Source organism: Amycolatopsis sp. NPDC004625, from assembly GCF_040609695.1.
In the GTDB taxonomy this organism is placed as follows: Bacteria; Actinomycetota; Actinomycetes; order Mycobacteriales; family Pseudonocardiaceae; genus Amycolatopsis.
On the sequence record NZ_JBEXKX010000043.1, the window covers coordinates 1 to 15484 of the forward strand.

A 15484-nucleotide genomic window follows, 5' to 3' on the forward strand; every position below is an offset into this window, starting at 1 on the left:
CGGGCGTAATCCCAATGTATTTCCACATCTACGGGGTTCACAAGTTCTGCGTTCGCATTCGAGCCACCCCCTGTAGACGCGGGCCGGCCCCCCGGGGGGGGCCCCGGCCCGAACGGATCAGCGGTCTTCGTCGTCCTCGGACCACGCGCCGATGACCGGCGGCGGGGTCGCCTGGTTCGCGCCGAAGGCCTCGTCCGGGTCCGCCTCGATGAGGAAGGACGCGTGCGTGTGCTCCTCGTCCTGCTCGCCCTGGGCGCCGTGCGGGGCCATGCCGCCCATGCCCGGGTTCATCGGCGGCGGGGTCTGGCCGCCGATGGTGCCCGCCGGCGAGACGACGCCCTGCTGCGGCGCCTGGGCCGAAGCGGCGCTCTGGCCCTCGGCCGACGCCAGCTTCGTGTCGTTCTCGGCCTTCGCACCGGACTTGCTGCCGGAGCCCAGTGCCCGCGTCGCCAGCGCGCCGAGGCCGCCGGCCAGGCCGCCGACGCCGAGGCCCATGCCGACCTTGCCGAGCGGGTTGCTGCTGCCGCCGGGGTGGGCGCTGCCCGAGCCGACGGTGCCGGCGCCGGTGGCCGCCCCGGCTCCGGTGACCGAGCCGCCGGCCGCGTCGCTGCCGAGCGACGCCGCCGCGTCCTGGCCGAAGCCCGCCGCACCCGGGACGCCGCCGTGCCCGCCGTTCGGGCCGCCGACCACGGCGTGCTGAGCGCCGAACGCGCCGCCGTGGCCGCCGAAGCCCGCGCCGCCGGAGGCGAAGACCGCGCCGCCCGCGCCGGGCAGGGCGTCGACCGGGCCGGTGCTGCCGACCGAGTTCACCGCGTTGAACGAGATGGAGTTGTGCGACGCCGTCGGCTTCATGCCGAGCGACTCCGGGCCGAAGCTCGGGGTCGAGTTGTCGACCTCCTTCATCGCCTGCGTGTAGGCGTTGAAGAAGGCGACCTGCTGCGCCTTGACGTCGTTGGCCGCGTCCGCCTGCGCCTTCTGGTCGGCGATCAGCGCCGCCGGGCCGCCCGCCAGCGCGGCCGCCATGGCCTGCTTGGGGTCGAAGTCCTTCGGGGCGGGCATCTTCTTGACCTCGGCGGCCGCCGCGGCCTGCCGGGCGAGCCGGTCGGACATCGTGTGCGCGGCGTCGGAGGCCTGCGAACCGGAGTTCGCGATCGCCACCAGCGCGCCCTGCGCACCCGCGGCACCCCGGCCGACCCACGCGTTGCCCAGCTCGGCGATCGCGTTGTACAGGTGGTCGGAGGCCTGCTTCAGCTCGGTGCCGTGGTGCGCCCAGGAGTGCCCGGTCGCCTCGGCCGTGCCGGGGTCGTTGTTGTTGACCGCGCCGGCGTAGAGCTGCTGGCTTTCCTGCGCGTTCCAGTTCGGCGGGTTGGCGATCGCCCGGTCGCTGCCCATGTCGAAGCCGCCGGCGCTGCCGCGGGCGTTGTCGACGATGTTCTGCGAGGACGCGTTTTCGCCGAGCGGGACCAGCGAACCCGGGTCAGTCGTGCCCGGCTGGTCGGTGTTCTTCGGAGCCATGACTACGAGTTCCCCTCTGGACTCAGGCGTTGCGGAACGGGTCGGCCGCGGCCTGGTCGATCTCGTGGTACCGGGACATCGCCGTGACGATGCCCTCTTCGGCGGCGGAGTACTGGTCGAGCAGGTTCTGCAACGCGGCGGCGTAGGAGTCGCCCCCGCCGTCGGCGCGCTGGACGAACTTCGCGGCCATCGCGTTGCCGACCGGGTTGTCGCCGAGCTTCGGCGGCTGCGCGAGCGCACCCGCCCCGGCGAGCAGGGTCTCGACCGCGTCCTTGCCGGTGCGGATCTTGTTCAGCACGGTCTGCGCGGCGTCGGGATCGATCCCGACCTGGCCCGCCGCGGCCGCGGCCTTGAAGGCGTTCGCGTCGGCAGCGCTGCTGTTCCCCATCTGCACTCTCTCCCGTTCCCCCGACCCGGACACCGCGGGCACGATTGGTCTTCGCATAGGTTAACGCACGTGATCAGAGCCTATGACGCAAACTTCGTGCCCGGGGTTCCGCGGATCCGGTAATTGCGGTGAACGGTCGGTGAACACCGCCGGAGGGACGACACCGGAGGACTACGAGGTGTAGACCTTCGGGTCCAATGTCCCGATGTAGGGCAGGTCCCGGTACCGCTCGGCGTAGTCGAGGCCGTAGCCGACGACGAACTCGTTGGGGATGTCGAAGCCGATGTACTTCACCGGGACGTCCACCTTCACCGCTTCCGGCTTGCGCAGCAGCGAAACGACCTCGAGCGACGCGGGGTTGCGGCTGGCGAGGTTCTTCAGCAGCCACGACAGCGTCAGGCCCGAGTCGACGATGTCCTCGACGATCAGCACGTCCCGGCCCGCGATGTCGCGGTCGAGGTCCTTGAGGATCCGCACGACGCCGGACGACGACGTCGCCGAGCCGTACGAGGACACGGCCATGAATTCCAGCTGCGTCGGCAGCGGCAGCGCACGGGCGAAGTCCGTCATGAACATGACGGCGCCCTTCAGGACACCCACCAGCAGGAGTTCACCCTGCCCGTTGGCCGGATAGTCGGCGGCGATCTGCGCCGACAGCTCCGTGATCTTGTCCTTGATCTGCTGCTCGGTGACGAGCACGGAGGCGATTTCGCCCTCGTACACGGGTCATTCTCCTCGTGTGGTGGGTTGGGAGGTGAGGCAGAGCCTGCCACGGCACCGGCGCGCCTCCAAGTTGCCGGGCAACCAGACGCCGCCCTGACCACGCCACCGGGCGACGAGGTCGTCGACCGCGCGCAGGTGCGCGTCGGTGAGCTCGCGCACACCCGATTGCAGCAACCACCTGCGAAGAACCCGCCGCCGCAGGGCCGGCGGCTCGCCCTCGAGGACGTCGACAGCCAGCCCTTCGACGCCGCCCGCGCGGGTGAAGATCAGGTCCGCGACTGTGTCCAGCGCCTCATTGTCTTCACGCAGCTGCGCCGCCGTGCGGGCGAGCGCGGCGGCGACTCCGCCGTTGAGGACGTCTTCCAGCAACGGCAGCACTTCGGTGCGCAACCGGACGCGCGTGAAGCGCGGTTCGGCGTTGTGCGGGTCGTCCCACGGCTCGACGCCGAGCTCGGCGCACGCGGCCCGGGTGGTGGCGCGGCCGACGGCGAGCAGCGGCCGTCCCCACGGCGGGTCGTGCGGCCGCATCCCGGCGACGCTGCGGGGGCCGGAGCCGCGGCCGAGCCCGAGCAGGACCGTTTCGGCCTGGTCGTCGAGGGTGTGGCCGAGCAGGACGAGGCCGTGCCCGGCCAGCGTCCGGTAGCGGGCCTTGCGGGCGGCGGCTTCCGGGCCGCCCGGGCCGGTCACGTCGGTCCGGCGCACCTCGGCTTCGTCGACGCCGAGTGACTTCGCGACGGCGGCCGCGTCGAGCGCGATCTTCGCCGAGCCCTCCTGCAGGCCGTGGTCGACGACCAGCGCGCGGACGACGTGCCCGCGGCGGTGCCCGACGTACGCCGTGGCCTCGGCCAGCGCGAGCGAGTCGGCGCCGCCGGAGACGGCGACGCACAGCTCGGGCGGGCCTTCGACGGACTCCAGGAAGCCGCGCACGGCCCGCCGGACGGCCGCGACCGCCGGCCCGGTCATCCGTGCAGGCGCCGGACCCACGCCGCCGGATCGGCGATCTCGGCGCGCGACGGCAGGGTGTTCGGCGACCGCCAGACGGCGTTGAAGCCGTCCATGCCGACGGCGTCCACGACGTGCTTCGTGAACTTGGCGCCTTCTTCGTACTGACGGATCTTCGCGTCGACGCCGAGCAGCGCGCGCAGCAGCCGGTCGAAGACGCCACCGCCCTTTCGCCGGGCGGTGAACCGCGCGCGGATCGTGTCGACGCTCGGCACGACCTGCGGCCCCACGGCGTCCATCACGTAGTCGGCGTGCCCTTCCAGCAACGTCGAGAGCGCCAGCAGCCGGTCGAACACCGCCCGCTCCTTCGGCGACTGGAGCAGCTCGGCCAGGTTCAGCTTCGGGCCCTGCTTGATCGCGTCGGGCAGCCGGCCGACCAGGTCGGCCAGGCTGTCGGTGCCGCCGCCGGCGAGGCCGGAGACGAGCCGCTCGACCTCGTCGGCGAAGTAGTCGCGCAGCCACCGGACCGCGGTGAACTGCAGCCGGTGGGTGCATTCGTGCAGGCAGACCCAGAGCCGGAAGTCGTGCCCGGACACGCCCATCGCCCGCTCGGCGGCGACCACGTTCGGCGCCACCAGCAGCAGCCTGCCCTCCTTGTCGGGCCCGCCGAAGGGGTCGTACTGGCCGAGCACGCGGCTGGCGAGGAAGGCCAGCACCAGCCCGGTCTGGACGCCGGCGCCGCCGGCCAGGATCGGCCCGAGCGGGCCGCCCTGCTGCGGTAGTGCCCGCCCGGTCAGCGCGCCCAGCCCGGCCGCGGCCGACCGGACCCAGCCGGGGCGGTCGACGACCTCGCCGGGCAGCAGCGGCAGGTCGAGCCCCAGGTTCGTCAGCCCGCGCACGTGGCCTTCGGCCTCGACGGTCAGCTCGCGCAGGTCGGTGACGGCCTCTTCGGCCTGTTCGCGCGGGACCTGCGGGCCGCCGCGCACGAGCAGCGCGCCGGTCTGCGCGGCGATCGCCCAGTCCACCATGGGCCGGGTCTGCGTTTCCTGACTCACCCTTCCGACGCTACCTGCCCGGGCGCGGGTTTCCGGCCACGATCTTCGTACGGTTCGGCGTCCGCTACGCGCAGCCGCACTTGCGGAGGCTGGTCGCGAGGACGTCGAGGGCGTCGCGGCCGGAGTCGGTGTCGGAGCCGTTGGACATGAACGCGAACACCAGCACCCGGCCGTCCTGGTCGAGGACCAGCCCGGCCAGGGTGTTGACGCCGGTGAGCGTGCCCGTCTTGGCCCGCACCCAGCCGCGGCCCGCCTGCGACGCCGGTGTGTCGAACCGCTTGTCGGCGAGGGTGCCCGAGCCGCCGGCCACCGGCAGGCCGGCCAGCACCGGGCGCAGCTTCGCGGTGCCCGGGTTCTTGCCCTCCGGCGCCGCCGCGGCCGCCAGCAGCTGGGTCAGCAGCCGCGCCGGGATGCGGTTCTGCGACGAGATGCCGCTGCCGTCGGACAGCGTCACGCCGCCGACGTCGAACCCGTGGTCCTTCAGCACCTTGATGGTCGCCTTGGCGCCACCGGCGTAGCTGGCTTCCTCGCCGTTCGCGAGCGCGACCTGCCGGGCGACCGCTTCGGCGAGGACGTCGTCGGACAGCTCCATCAGGTCGGACACCAGCTCGGTCAGCGGGGCCGACTTGACCTCGGCGACCACCTTCGCGTCCTTGGGCGCGGTCGCCTGGCCGCCGGCCGAGGCCCCCAGCTTGGAGGCGATCGACCCGGCGAGCGCGCTGCCCGCGTTCGCCGTGCGCTGCGAGTTGTTGTCCTTGGGGTTGATCCGGCCGCCGTCGGCCATCACGGGCGCCATCTGCGTCGCGTAGGTCGACGGCGCGTCCCCCGCTTCCCAGCCCGGCGCGGTGGTCGCGCCCTTGAACAGGGTCAGGTCGACCTGGACCTTCTTGACGCCCGGCACGGCCTTCTTGACCTGCGCGACGAGGTCGTCGACGTGGGCGCCCCCCGGGTACAGCGGCGAGTCGGTGCCCAGCGGCAGGTTGGTGAGCGTGGTGTCGCCGCCGCCGACCAGGATCACCGTGCCCGGGTCCGCGCCCTGCACGATCTTGGTCGACAGCCGCAGGTTGTGGTCGAGCGAGAGCAGCGCGGCCGCGGACGTGAGCACCTTCGTCGTCGACGCGGGCGTCACCGGCGTCGACGAGCTGTGGTCCCACAGCACGGTGCCGGTCACCGGGTCGATCACGCTGCCGGTGAGCGTCCCGAGCGCACCGTTGCCGGCCGCCCCGGCCAGCACGGACTTGACGCCGTTGGCGCTCGGGGCGGTGCCGGCGCCGGCCGGGCCCTGCAGCTGGCGCGTCGCCGAGGCCGGCGACGGCGGGTCGCCCTTGGGCGCGTTCGGCGCCCACGGCAGGGCCAGCCGGTTCGCCACCTTCGGCATCGCGGCGGCGACCCCGCCGCCCGCCAGCACCAGAAGGACCACCACGACCAGCGCGATCACTTTGCCCTTGCGCCGCTTCTTCGGCGGCTCTTCACCGGACGGCGCCTCGGCCGCGGGCGGGGCCGGCGGCTCGGCGGGCGGCTCGGCCCGCGGCGGCTCGTTGCGCGGCTGGGGCTGCTGCTGGAAGGCGCCGGGGAACTGGGTGGGCCGCTCGATCCCGACGGTCGCCTCGGCGTCGAACCGCTGCCCGTCCGGTTCGATCCGCTGCGGCCGGGCCAGCGTGCCGGCGGACGCCGAGGGCACCACCCCGCGCGGCGGCTCCGGCGGCAGCGGGGACCGGCGGTCGCCCGGCTCGGCCGGCCGGTCGCCGGCCCGTTCCTCCCGCAGCTCGATGCGCTGGCTCCAGGGCGCCTGCTGGGCCTCGGTCCGCTGGGGTTCTTCGCGGCGGCTCAGCTGCTCTTCGCGGCGTTGCTGCTCCTCGCGCCACAGCTGCAGTTCTTCCCGCCACTGCTGCTGCGGTTCCTCCGGGCGTTCCCGCTGCTCACGCGGCCAGACGTCGCGCTCGACCGGCACCACCGGCGTCGGCTGCTTCACCTCGATGAACTGGGTGCTCTCCGCGGCCGGCTTCGGCGGCTCGACCCGGATGTACTCGGTGCCCTCTTCGGCGGGCTTCGCCGCCGGCTGCTTCGGCTCCCGGCTGCCGAGCCGGTCGGCCAGGTCCTGCTTGGCCGGGGCCGGCGGGGGTGCGGCCTCCTCCGCGGGGACGTTGAGACCCGGGATCGGCTCAGGCGCCACGTTCGGCGCGAACCACGATCCCTTCGGCGCGTCGCTGCCTGTGACCTTGGGCACGCCGGCGCGGTCGCCGCCGCTCTCCGGCGGCTCGGGCAGCGACATCGGAGTGGTCTCCCGCGCGCCGGACGACGAGCGGTCTTCGTCCGACGAAGGCCACATCGGCTGGTCGTTTTCCGGCACCCACCACTCCTTCTCACCTGCCCCGGAAGGGGCCAAGCTCACATGCCGCGAGGCCGACATCGATGCGACCCCGCGGCAGGGCGTAGTCCACACTAGGAGACGTCAAGACAGTCATGAAGGTTGCCGCCCGCGACGCGTGGCATGCCCGGATCGAAAAGAAGCAGAGGGACGGCGTGGAGTTCGACGTCACGATCGAAATCCCCAAAGGGGAGCGCAACAAGTACGAGGTCGACCACAAGACCGGCCGCATCAAACTGGACCGGACCCTGTTCACGGCCACGCAGTACCCGGCCGACTACGGCTTCATCGACGACACCCTCGGCCAGGACGGCGACCCGCTCGACGTGCTCGTCCTCGTGCAGGAGCCGACGTTCCCGGGCTGCCTGATCCGCTGCCGCGCGATCGGCATGTTCCGGATGACCGACGAGAAGGGCCCGGACGACAAGGTCCTCGCGGTCCCGACGAACGACCCGCGCCTCGAGCACCTGCGCGACATCCACCACCTGAACGAGTTCCACAAGCTGGAGATTCAGCACTTCTTCGAGGTCTACAAGGACCTCGAGCCCGGCAAGAGCGTCGAGGGCTCGTCCTGGGTCGGCCGCGCCGAGGCCGAGAACGAGATCGCCCGCTCCTACGAGCGTGAGACCGACCGCCTGGCGAAGGAAGCAGCCAACGGTCACTGACCTGCGCAGAGCTTTCTCACGAGAAGGCCCCCTCGGGAGATCCCGAGGGGGCCTTTCTCGTTTCGTCAGTGCGCCAGGGCGAGGGCCGGAGCGGCTTCCTCGGCCTCCGCGCGCTGCTCCATCGCCGACTTGTCCGACAGCGGCTTCTCCTTGAGGAACCACACCAGCGCGAAGCCGACGGTCAGCACGATCCCGCCGACCAGGAACACCGTGCTCATCGACTCGGCGAAGCCCTGCAGGATCGGCCGGGCCAGCGCCGGGTCGAGCGTGGACAGGAACGACGTGTCGTTGACGTCCAGGCCGCCGCTCTTCATCTGCTGCGCGAAGGCCGGGTTCCGGGCCAGCGCCGACACGTAGGCCGGGCTGGTCATCGCCGAGCGGATGGCGTTCGCGATCCGGTCGCCGACCGTGCCGAACAGGATCGACAGGAAGACCGCGGTGCCCGCCGTGCCGCCGATCTGCCGGAAGAAGGTCGCCGCCGAGGTGGCGACGCCGATGTCCTGCGGGCGGACGTCGTTGGTCGCGGCCAGCACCAGCGTCTGCATCGAGGAGCCGAGGCCGAGGCCGATCACGAAGGCGATCACCATGACCAGTGCCAGCGAGGTGTCGACGGTGATCGTCGACAGCGCGAACAGCGCCGCCGCCATCAGGCCGATCCCGGCCACCGCGAACATCTTGTACCGGCCGGTGGCCGCGATGATCCGGCCGCTGGTCAGGCTGGCGACCATGATGCCGAGCGTCAGCGGCAGCATCTGCAGGCCGGCCTGGGTCGGCGTCGCGCCCTTGACGATCTGCAGGTACAGCGGCAGCGACATCATCGCGCCGAACATCCCGGCGCCCTGCACGACGGTGACGATGGTCGACATCCGGAACACCGACCGCTTGAACAGGCGCAGCGGCAGCAGGGCGGCGTCGCCCATCCGGCGTTCGATCCAGACGAAGGCGGTCACGCCCAGCGCGCCGACGACGTACATGGCGATCGAAGCGGCGGAGCCCCAGCCCCACTCACGGCCCTGCTCGGCGACGATCAGCAGCGGCACCAGGCCGGTGGCCAGCGCGACGGCACCCCAGTAGTCGACCTTCTGCTCGACGCGGCTGTGCGGGAGGTTCAGCACCTTGCTGACGACGACCAGCGCGGCCAGCGCGATCGGGACGTTGACCAGGAAGACCCAGCGCCAGCCGGTGATGCCGGCGAAGGTGTCGATCCCGGCGAAGAACCCGCCGACGACGGGCCCAGCCACGCTCGAGATGCCGAAGACGGCCATGAAGTAGCCCTGGTACTTGCTGCGTTCCCGCGGCGCGGTGATGTCGGTGATGATCGCCAGCGCGAGGGACATCAGGCCACCGGCGCCGAGGCCCTGGAAGGCGCGGAAGGCGGCGAGCTCGTACATCGACGTCGCCATGCCGCTGGCCAGCGAACCGACCAGGAAGAGGGAGATCGCCGTGAGGTACATGGGCTTGCGGCCGTAGAGGTCGGACAGCTTGCCGTACAGCGGCGTCGAAAGCGTGGCGGTGATGAGGTAGGCGGTGGTGGCCCAGGCCTGCAGCGACAGGCCGTGCAGCTCGTCGGCGATGGTGCGCATCGAGCTCGAAACGATGGTCTGGTCGAGCGCGGCGAGGAACATGCCGAGCATCAGGCCGGACAGGACGGTGAGGATCTGGCGGTGAGTCAGTTTGCCGTTCGTGGCGGCTGCTCCTTCCGCGGTGGTGGTGTCGCTCATGGTGGTCTCCCTCGAAGTCCTGGTAGTTGCTTGTACCTCTCAACTACTTGCTTCGACCAACTATTCCCCAGACGCTTGTATCGTGCAACCAAATAACCGTGTGACGCCGGTCTCGGACACACCGAAGGCCGCCTCCGGCTTCCGGAGGCGGCCTTCGGTGCGCTGGATCAGGCCGAGTAGCCCGGGATGGGGAACGGCGCCAGGAACTCGCGGATCTCCGCGGCGATCGTGTCGAGCGCGGCCTCCTCCGAGGCCGCGGCCGCCGTGACCGTGCGGTCGATCCACTCCGCCACCTGGACCTGGTGCTCCGGCCGGAGACCGCGCGTCGTGATCGCGGACGTGCCGAGCCGGATGCCGGACGGGTCGAACGGCTTGCGCGGGTCGAACGGGACCGTGTTGTAGTTCAGTTCGATGCCCGCGCGGTCCAGCGCCTGCGCGGCCGGCTTGCCCGCGACGCCCTTGTTCGTCAGGTCGATCAGCAGCAGGTGGTTGTCCGTGCCGCCGGACACGAGGTCGTAACCGCAGGCGAGCAGGGCGTCGGCCAGCGCCCGGGCGTTGGCGACGATCGTGTGCGCGTAGTCGCTGAACGACGGCTGCTGCGCCTCACCCAACGCGACGGCGATCGCCGCGGTCGTGTGGTTGTGCGGGCCGCCCTGCAGGCCCGGGAACACCGCCTTGTCGATCGCCTTGGCGTGTGCGGCGTCGGACAGGATCATCGCGCCACGCGGGCCGCGCAGGGTCTTGTGCGTGGTCGTCGTGATCACCTGCGCGTGCCCGACCGGCGACGGGTGCGCACCGCCCGCGACCAGGCCGGCGATGTGCGCGATGTCGGCGACGAGCACCGCGTCCACCTCGGCGGCGATCTCGGCGAACGCCGGGAAGTCGATCGTGCGCGGGATCGCCGTGCCACCGGCGAAGATCAGCTTCGGCCGGTGCTGCCGGGCCAGGTCCCGCACCTGGTCGAGGTCGACGCGGCCGGTCTCCTTCGAGACGCCGTAGCGCACCGGGGTGAACCACTTGCCGGTCGCCGAGACGCTCCAGCCGTGCGTCAGGTGGCCGCCGTCCGGCAGCGCCATGCCGAGCACGGTGTCACCGGGCTGGGCGAAGGCGAGGTACACGGCCAGGTTCGCCGGTGACCCGGAGTACGGCTGGACGTTCGCGTGGTCGGCGCCGAACACCGCCTTCGCCCGCTCGATGGCCAGCTGCTCGACCTGGTCGATGAACTGCTGGCCCTCGTAGTACCGCTTGCCCGCGTAGCCCTCGGAGTACTTGTTGGTGAGCACGCTCCCGGTCGCCTCGAGCACGGCCTGCGAGACGTAGTTCTCCGAAGCGATCAGGCGGATCTTGTCGTGCTGGCGCCGGGCTTCGTCCTCGACGAGCCCGGCGATGGCGGGGTCGGCGGTGGCGAGCGCGTTCAGTTTCGGCTGGTGTGTCATGGCGTACTCCGGCTCTGGAGTGGCCTTCACCCAGGCGCGCGGTGCCGGCCTCGTCGTCGCTTCCCGGTGGTGCTCCACCTCGATGGCGCCAGTCGCTGCTGCGCGGTGAAGCCTAGTCCACGCCACTAGAGGCTCGACGGTGTTCGGCGCACCATTTGCGGGTGCAGCCGGCGGTCCGGTCGCAGAACGGACGAGCGCAGGTCGCACAGCGCTTGACGCGGCGCCAGCCGCCGACGGTCACCAGTTCCGCCAGGCCCGCCGCGCCCGCGGCCAGCACGCCGGCGTCCGCCTGCGGCGTCACGTACACGATCCGCCACACCACTCCGGTGTCGACGAGCCGCGGCCGCGCACCGGCCTCCGCCAGCACGGCGTTGAGGCGGCGCGCGGCCGCGTGTTCGTCGGGGAGCCGCGCGACGATCGCGGTCAGCGCCGGATTTCCCTGCCGCAGCAACCGTTCCGCCACACCCAGCTCGGGGTCCAGCGCGTGGAACGGCGGCACGATCGCGTGTTTGCGCACCTCAGGGCACGACCACGACACCCATCGACCGGGCCGTGCCCGCGATCGTGCGCATCGCCGCCTCGATGTCGGCGGTGTTGAGGTCCGGCAGCTTGCGCTCGGCGATCGCGCGCAGCTTCTCCTGCGTCAGCTTGCCCGCGACCTCGTGCCCCGGTCGCGAAGAACCCTTGTCCCCCAACGCCTTCTTGATGAGGAACGACGTCGGGGGCGTCTTGAGCCGGAGCGCGAACGAGCGGTCCTCGAACACCGAGACGACCACCGGCACGATGTCGCCGCGCTGCGCCGCCGTGGCCGCGTCGTAGGCCTTCTTGACCTCGACGAGGTTGATCCCGGTCTGGCCCAGCATCTTGCCGAGGTCGACGACCGGGGCGTTGCCCGCGCTGAGCTCGAGGGTGACCTGGTGGGTGAGTTTCTTCGGAGCCATACCCCGAAGCTAGAGTCTCCAGTTACTGGAGAGTCAAACCGGTTTGGTGCCCGCCCGGTGCCGGCGCGCCAGCTCCTGGTAGATCGCCGCGTTGTGCTCGACCCACATCCGCGCCGAGTCGGTCAGCGGGACGAACTTCTTCGCCGGGCTGCCCATCGCGATGACCTCCTCCGGCACCTCCGTCGCCGGCGTGACCGTGGCCCCGGCCGCGACCAGCGCCCGCGCGCCGATCTTCGCCTTGTCGAGCACCGTCGAGCCGTTGCCGATCAGCGCCTGCTCCCCGATCGTGCAGTCGTGCACCAGGCACTGGTGGCCCACGGTGACGTTCTTGCCCACTTCGCAGACGCCGTCGTTGACGTGGATCACCGAGTTGTCCTGGATGTTGGCACCCTCCCGGATGACGATCCGGCCGAAGTCGGCCCGGATCACCGCGCCGAACCAGACCGAGGCGTCCTTCTCGACGACGACGTCGCCGATGAGGGTGGCGGTGGGGGCGATCCAGGCGTCCGGGTGGACCTGCGGGCTGAGCCCTTCGAACGAGAACAGAGGCATGCCCGCACCCTAAACCGCGCAGGCCCCCTCCCCCGGCCGAGCGGGGAAGGGGGCCGTTCGCGAGCCGCGCCGGCTGTGACATCCGAGGCTTCGCCTCGAGCCGGGGGCTCCGCCACCCGGAGCCCCCGAAAAGCAGCGTGGGGGGTCAGCCGGTGATCGCGGCGTTGATCAGGATGTCGACGGCCTGGTCGTTGCGCGTGGTCTGCGGGACGATCTGGGTGTCGCGCGGGTAGAAGCCGGGGCTGCTGCCCTTCGGGTACATCTCGAAGGTGAAGCTCCAGATCTTGTGCTGCGCCCACATCCAGTCGTTGACGCTGCCGTCGGTGATGTAGAGGTCGCTGGACTGCTCCGGGGTGTAGCCGTTGGTCGCGGCCATCTGCTTGCCGAGCGTCTGGAACTTCTGCGCCTCGGCCGCGGTCATGCCGGGCGCGGTGTCGGCGTAGGTGTAGCCGAACGGCCAGAGCACCAGCTCGGAGTAGGTGTGGAAGTCGATGTGCGTCCTGATCTGCTGGACGCCGCCGACCACCCGCGAGTTCACCCAGTTCGAGACGGCGCGGGTCTCGGGCGCGGAGAACGCCGCCGTGCCGCGGTAGGTCTCGCTGGACGTCGAGCCCGACGAGCCGCCGCAGCAGCCCCACTTGTAGCCCCAGTTGCGGTTGGTGTCGGTGCCCGGGCCCTGGCGGTTCTTGCGCCAGCTGTGGAACGTGCCGCCGGAGATGTCGTACTCGGAGCCGTCCGGGTTGACGCTGGGGATCACCCAGATCTCGGTGCTGTCGACCAGCCGCTTGATCGCGCTGTTCGTGGCGTATCCGCTGGTCAGCCGGTCGACGATGTGCAGGCACATCTCGGTGGTGAGGTGCTCGCGCGCGTGCTGGTTGCAGGTGAAGAGGACCTCGGGCTCGTTCTCGTCGGTGGCGGCGTTGTCGCTGATCTTGATCAGCGAGAGCGCCCGGCCCTCGTACGACGTGCCGGCGCTGCCGAGCTTGGTCAGCGACGGGTAGTTCGCGGCGGCCTTCTGCAGCTCGGTCTGGGTTTCGGCGTAGGTGTGGTAGCCGGTGTAGCCGGCCGGGAAGTCCTCGACGGTCTGCGTGCCCTGCGGCCGGTTCACTTGGCCGAGCGACTTGACGCCGAAGCCGAGCGCGCGCAGCTGGGCGGCTTCGCCGGGGTTGGCGATGACCGTGGTTGTCGCGCCTTCGGCGTCGAGGATGTCCGCGCCGGTGCGCGCGACCTCGGTGCGCTGCTGGGCGGTGGCGGCGCCGGTCACCTCGTACACCTGCGGTCCGCCGGGCTGGGCGGCACCGGCCCGGCCGCCGACGGTGAGCACCAAGAGGACGGCCGCGGCCGCTGCCATGCACGTTCGTGTGCGCATCACGTCTCCTGCTCTCGGGGGTTCCTCGACCTTGGCCGGAGCCGGACGGAGGACGCAATCCGGAGCAGTACGGATCTATTGGCGGTTTCTACCCGTAGTTCGCGAAGCAGAGCGCCTCGATGTCGGCACGCAGCGTGGCGAACGGCCGCGGGCGCACCCGCTGCTGGACGACGGTGCCCAGCAGGTAGGACAGCAGCGCCCGGGCCCGGGCCCGCGGGTCGTCGACGTCGAGCGGGGCGAGCAGCTCGGCGAGCAGTTCGGTGAGCGAGGTGAGCATGACGTCGATGGCCTGCGGGTGCTGGGCACGACCGGCGGCGATCCAGTACTCGAACCAGAGGAAGGCGGCGTTCGGGTTGGCGGCGAAGACGCTCAGGTACTCCTCGAGGACGGCGAAGAGCCGCTCACGGGGTTCGTCGTGCTTCGCGGCGACCTCGCGCAGGCCCGCGGCGAAGGCCGTGATGTGGGCGGCCATGGCCCGGTCGATGAGGACGTCGATGTCGGCGAAGTAGTAGTGGACGGCGCTCTTGGTGAGCGGCCCGGCCTCGGCGATGGCCCGGACGGTGCACCCGGCGAGGCCGTCACGGGCGAGCACCACACGGGCGGCTTCGACGATCTGTTCCTGCTTGGCCAGCTGGTTGGGCGAGAGCCGCTCGCTGCGACCGGGGACTGCGCTCACGGTGATTCTCGTTACCTTCTTCCTGGACGTCAGCCTGGAAATCCTAGGGCAGACGTCCTGTGCGTGGCGTTCGGGTGAAAAACCGGATTGGCCACCCCGGTCCGCGCGGCGGACAATGCCCGGCATGGTGATCTCAGGGGACAAGGGGCTCAGCCCGGCTGCGCGCAGCCAGCTGGAGAAGGAAATCGAGAACTTGCGCGCGCAGCGGGAAGCTCTCGCGCCGCAGCCGGGCGAGCAGGAGCGAACCGGCGACGCGGCGGACCAGGCGGACGTGATCGACCGAGCGGAGGCCGCGGCCCGCCTGGACCGCCAGATCGCCGACCTGGCCGCCAAGATGGAACACGGCGGCTACGGCAACAGCCAGCTCCCGGACGGCACGGTGGTCTCCCTCCGCTTCCCGGACGGCGACGAAGAGACGTTCCAGGTGGTAACGGTCCCGGGCGAGGACGCGGACGCAATCACATCGGACAGCCCGCTGGGGCTGGCCCTGGTAGGAGCAAAGGCCGGCGACGAGATCACCTACCGAACCCCCCGAGGCGACGCGAAGGCCACGGTGGTCAAGGTGACGGCCCCGAAGTAAGCAGCCCCCTGCGAAGGGCCCCCGGCTTGTGGCCGGGGGCCCTTCGCTGTCTGAACTTTGACCCGGAAGTGTGGTTCCCCAGAACGAATCCGCGCCCAGGGCCGCTCCGCCGAAGCAGCTGGCGGCGTGCCCACGAAGCCCGCCGGAGATGGCATCATCGCTGCATGACAGACGGGTCCGGCGATGACGTCGCGTACGCGGACGAGAACCGCGCCGAGTGGAACGAACTCGCGGCCGCCACCGCCACCGTGCGGGTGGAGCCGGACGAGGCGGAGCCATCGGTGATCCTCATATCGATGCGCTGCCCGCGCTGCAGTCACCAGACGGCGCACGTCGAACCGGTGGTCAGCTATCGCTCCCTCGACGACGTGGACGACGCCGGCCTCGCCCCGTCATCGATCCTGCGGGACGCCCTGCGTCGTGCCGGAGCCGACCAACGGGCCCGTGACGTGCTGATGCCGTGCGGTTGCGGCCGGGCCCACCCGGGCCGCCCGGACGGTCGACCGGGCTGCGGCGCCACGTGGTCACTGCACGTCGAATGGGGGGCGTAGGC

General features: G+C 71.4%; 16 protein-coding genes. 3 read left to right on the forward strand and 13 right to left on the reverse strand.

The genetic code is table 11. The annotated features are described in order from the left end of the window. Nucleotides 1-117 precede the first annotated feature (117 nt). From ABZW17_RS35745 to dacB, 6 genes are all read right to left on the reverse strand, one after another. A complete protein-coding gene (locus ABZW17_RS35745) occupies nucleotides 118-1515 on the reverse strand; it encodes a hypothetical protein (protein WP_354823973.1) in 1398 nt (465 codons plus the stop codon). Nucleotides 1516-1537: 22 nt separating this feature from the next. After that, nucleotides 1538-1903 carry a hypothetical protein gene (locus tag ABZW17_RS35750; RefSeq protein WP_354823975.1) on the reverse strand — a complete coding sequence of 122 codons (366 nt, stop codon included), beginning with the start codon at nucleotides 1901-1903 and terminating at the stop codon, nucleotides 1538-1540. 171 nt (nucleotides 1904-2074) lie between these two features. After that, nucleotides 2075-2626 (reverse strand): hypoxanthine phosphoribosyltransferase, encoded by a 552-nt coding sequence (hpt, locus tag ABZW17_RS35755; RefSeq protein ID WP_354823977.1) that lies wholly within the window; start codon nucleotides 2624-2626, stop codon nucleotides 2075-2077. A gap of 3 nt (nucleotides 2627-2629) precedes the next feature. Beyond that, entirely contained in the window at nucleotides 2630-3589 is a 960-nt protein-coding gene (tilS, locus tag ABZW17_RS35760; RefSeq protein ID WP_354823979.1) for a tRNA lysidine(34) synthetase TilS, read from the reverse strand. After that, a complete protein-coding gene (locus ABZW17_RS35765; protein WP_354824107.1) occupies nucleotides 3586-4596 on the reverse strand; it encodes a zinc-dependent metalloprotease in 1011 nt (336 codons plus the stop codon). Before ABZW17_RS35765 ends, tilS begins: the two co-directional genes overlap by 4 nt. Nucleotides 4597-4687: 91 nt before the next feature. Next, entirely contained in the window at nucleotides 4688-6973 is a 2286-nt protein-coding gene (dacB, locus tag ABZW17_RS35770) for a D-alanyl-D-alanine carboxypeptidase/D-alanyl-D-alanine-endopeptidase (protein WP_354823981.1), read from the reverse strand. Nucleotides 6974-7146: 173 nt separating this feature from the next. Here dacB and ABZW17_RS35775 point away from each other — a divergent pair, with 173 nt between their 5' ends. Next, nucleotides 7147-7656, forward strand: a complete 510-nt coding sequence (locus tag ABZW17_RS35775) for an inorganic diphosphatase (protein WP_354824109.1) — start codon at nucleotides 7147-7149, stop codon at nucleotides 7654-7656. Between the two features lie 65 nt (nucleotides 7657-7721). Here ABZW17_RS35775 and ABZW17_RS35780 read toward each other — a convergent pair whose 3' ends face one another. From ABZW17_RS35780 to ABZW17_RS35810, 7 genes are all read right to left on the reverse strand, one after another. Continuing rightward, nucleotides 7722-9377, reverse strand: coding sequence for an MDR family MFS transporter (locus ABZW17_RS35780; protein ID WP_354823983.1), 1656 nt, complete (start codon nucleotides 9375-9377; stop codon nucleotides 7722-7724). A 167-nt stretch (nucleotides 9378-9544) separates the two neighbouring features. Then, complete coding sequence (glyA, locus tag ABZW17_RS35785; RefSeq protein WP_354823985.1) at nucleotides 9545-10813, reverse strand: serine hydroxymethyltransferase; 1269 nt, start codon at nucleotides 10811-10813, stop codon at nucleotides 9545-9547. A 112-nt stretch (nucleotides 10814-10925) separates the two neighbouring features. Further along, a complete protein-coding gene (locus ABZW17_RS35790; protein WP_354823987.1) occupies nucleotides 10926-11330 on the reverse strand; it encodes a hypothetical protein in 405 nt (134 codons plus the stop codon). A 1-nt stretch (nucleotide 11331) separates the two neighbouring features. Continuing rightward, complete coding sequence (locus ABZW17_RS35795; protein WP_354823989.1) at nucleotides 11332-11754, reverse strand: 50S ribosomal protein L11; 423 nt, start codon at nucleotides 11752-11754, stop codon at nucleotides 11332-11334. A 33-nt stretch (nucleotides 11755-11787) separates the two neighbouring features. Next, entirely contained in the window at nucleotides 11788-12306 is a 519-nt protein-coding gene (locus ABZW17_RS35800) for a gamma carbonic anhydrase family protein (RefSeq protein ID WP_004559890.1), read from the reverse strand. 145 nt (nucleotides 12307-12451) lie between these two features. After that, nucleotides 12452-13657, reverse strand: coding sequence for a M14 family metallopeptidase (locus ABZW17_RS35805; RefSeq protein ID WP_354824111.1), 1206 nt, complete (start codon nucleotides 13655-13657; stop codon nucleotides 12452-12454). A 106-nt stretch (nucleotides 13658-13763) separates the two neighbouring features. Then, nucleotides 13764-14351: a TetR family transcriptional regulator gene (locus tag ABZW17_RS35810; RefSeq protein WP_354823991.1), complete on the reverse strand. Its 588-nt coding sequence runs from the start codon at nucleotides 14349-14351 to the stop codon at nucleotides 13764-13766. Nucleotides 14352-14475: 124 nt separating this feature from the next. Here ABZW17_RS35810 and ABZW17_RS35815 point away from each other — a divergent pair, with 124 nt between their 5' ends. Then, the gene (locus tag ABZW17_RS35815) at nucleotides 14476-14931 is read left to right on the forward strand and encodes a GreA/GreB family elongation factor (RefSeq protein ID WP_354823993.1); all 456 of its coding nucleotides are present in this window, start codon (nucleotides 14476-14478) and stop codon (nucleotides 14929-14931) included. A gap of 164 nt (nucleotides 14932-15095) precedes the next feature. Beyond that, nucleotides 15096-15482, forward strand: coding sequence for a hypothetical protein (locus ABZW17_RS35820; RefSeq protein WP_354823995.1), 387 nt, complete (start codon nucleotides 15096-15098; stop codon nucleotides 15480-15482). Nucleotides 15483-15484 lie beyond the last annotated feature (2 nt).

Coding starts and splice junctions, on each gene's coding strand:
- ABZW17_RS35745 (WP_354823973.1), bottom strand. CDS start 1,515: ATGGCTCCGAAGAACACCGACCAGCCGGGCACGACTGACCCGGGTTCG.
- ABZW17_RS35750 (WP_354823975.1), bottom strand. CDS start 1,903: ATGGGGAACAGCAGCGCTGCCGACGCGAACGCCTTCAAGGCCGCGGCC.
- tilS (WP_354823979.1), bottom strand. CDS start 3,589: ATGACCGGGCCGGCGGTCGCGGCCGTCCGGCGGGCCGTGCGCGGCTTC.
- ABZW17_RS35765 (WP_354824107.1), bottom strand. CDS start 4,596: ATGGTGGACTGGGCGATCGCCGCGCAGACCGGCGCGCTGCTCGTGCGC.
- ABZW17_RS35780 (WP_354823983.1), bottom strand. CDS start 9,377: ATGAGCGACACCACCACCGCGGAAGGAGCAGCCGCCACGAACGGCAAA.
- glyA (WP_354823985.1), bottom strand. CDS start 10,813: ATGACACACCAGCCGAAACTGAACGCGCTCGCCACCGCCGACCCCGCC.
- ABZW17_RS35795 (WP_354823989.1), bottom strand. CDS start 11,754: ATGGCTCCGAAGAAACTCACCCACCAGGTCACCCTCGAGCTCAGCGCG.
- ABZW17_RS35800 (WP_004559890.1), bottom strand. CDS start 12,306: ATGCCTCTGTTCTCGTTCGAAGGGCTCAGCCCGCAGGTCCACCCGGAC.
- ABZW17_RS35805 (WP_354824111.1), bottom strand. CDS start 13,657: ATGGCAGCGGCCGCGGCCGTCCTCTTGGTGCTCACCGTCGGCGGCCGG.
- ABZW17_RS35815 (WP_354823993.1), top strand. CDS start 14,476: ATGGTGATCTCAGGGGACAAGGGGCTCAGCCCGGCTGCGCGCAGCCAG.
- ABZW17_RS35820 (WP_354823995.1), top strand. CDS start 15,096: ATGACAGACGGGTCCGGCGATGACGTCGCGTACGCGGACGAGAACCGC.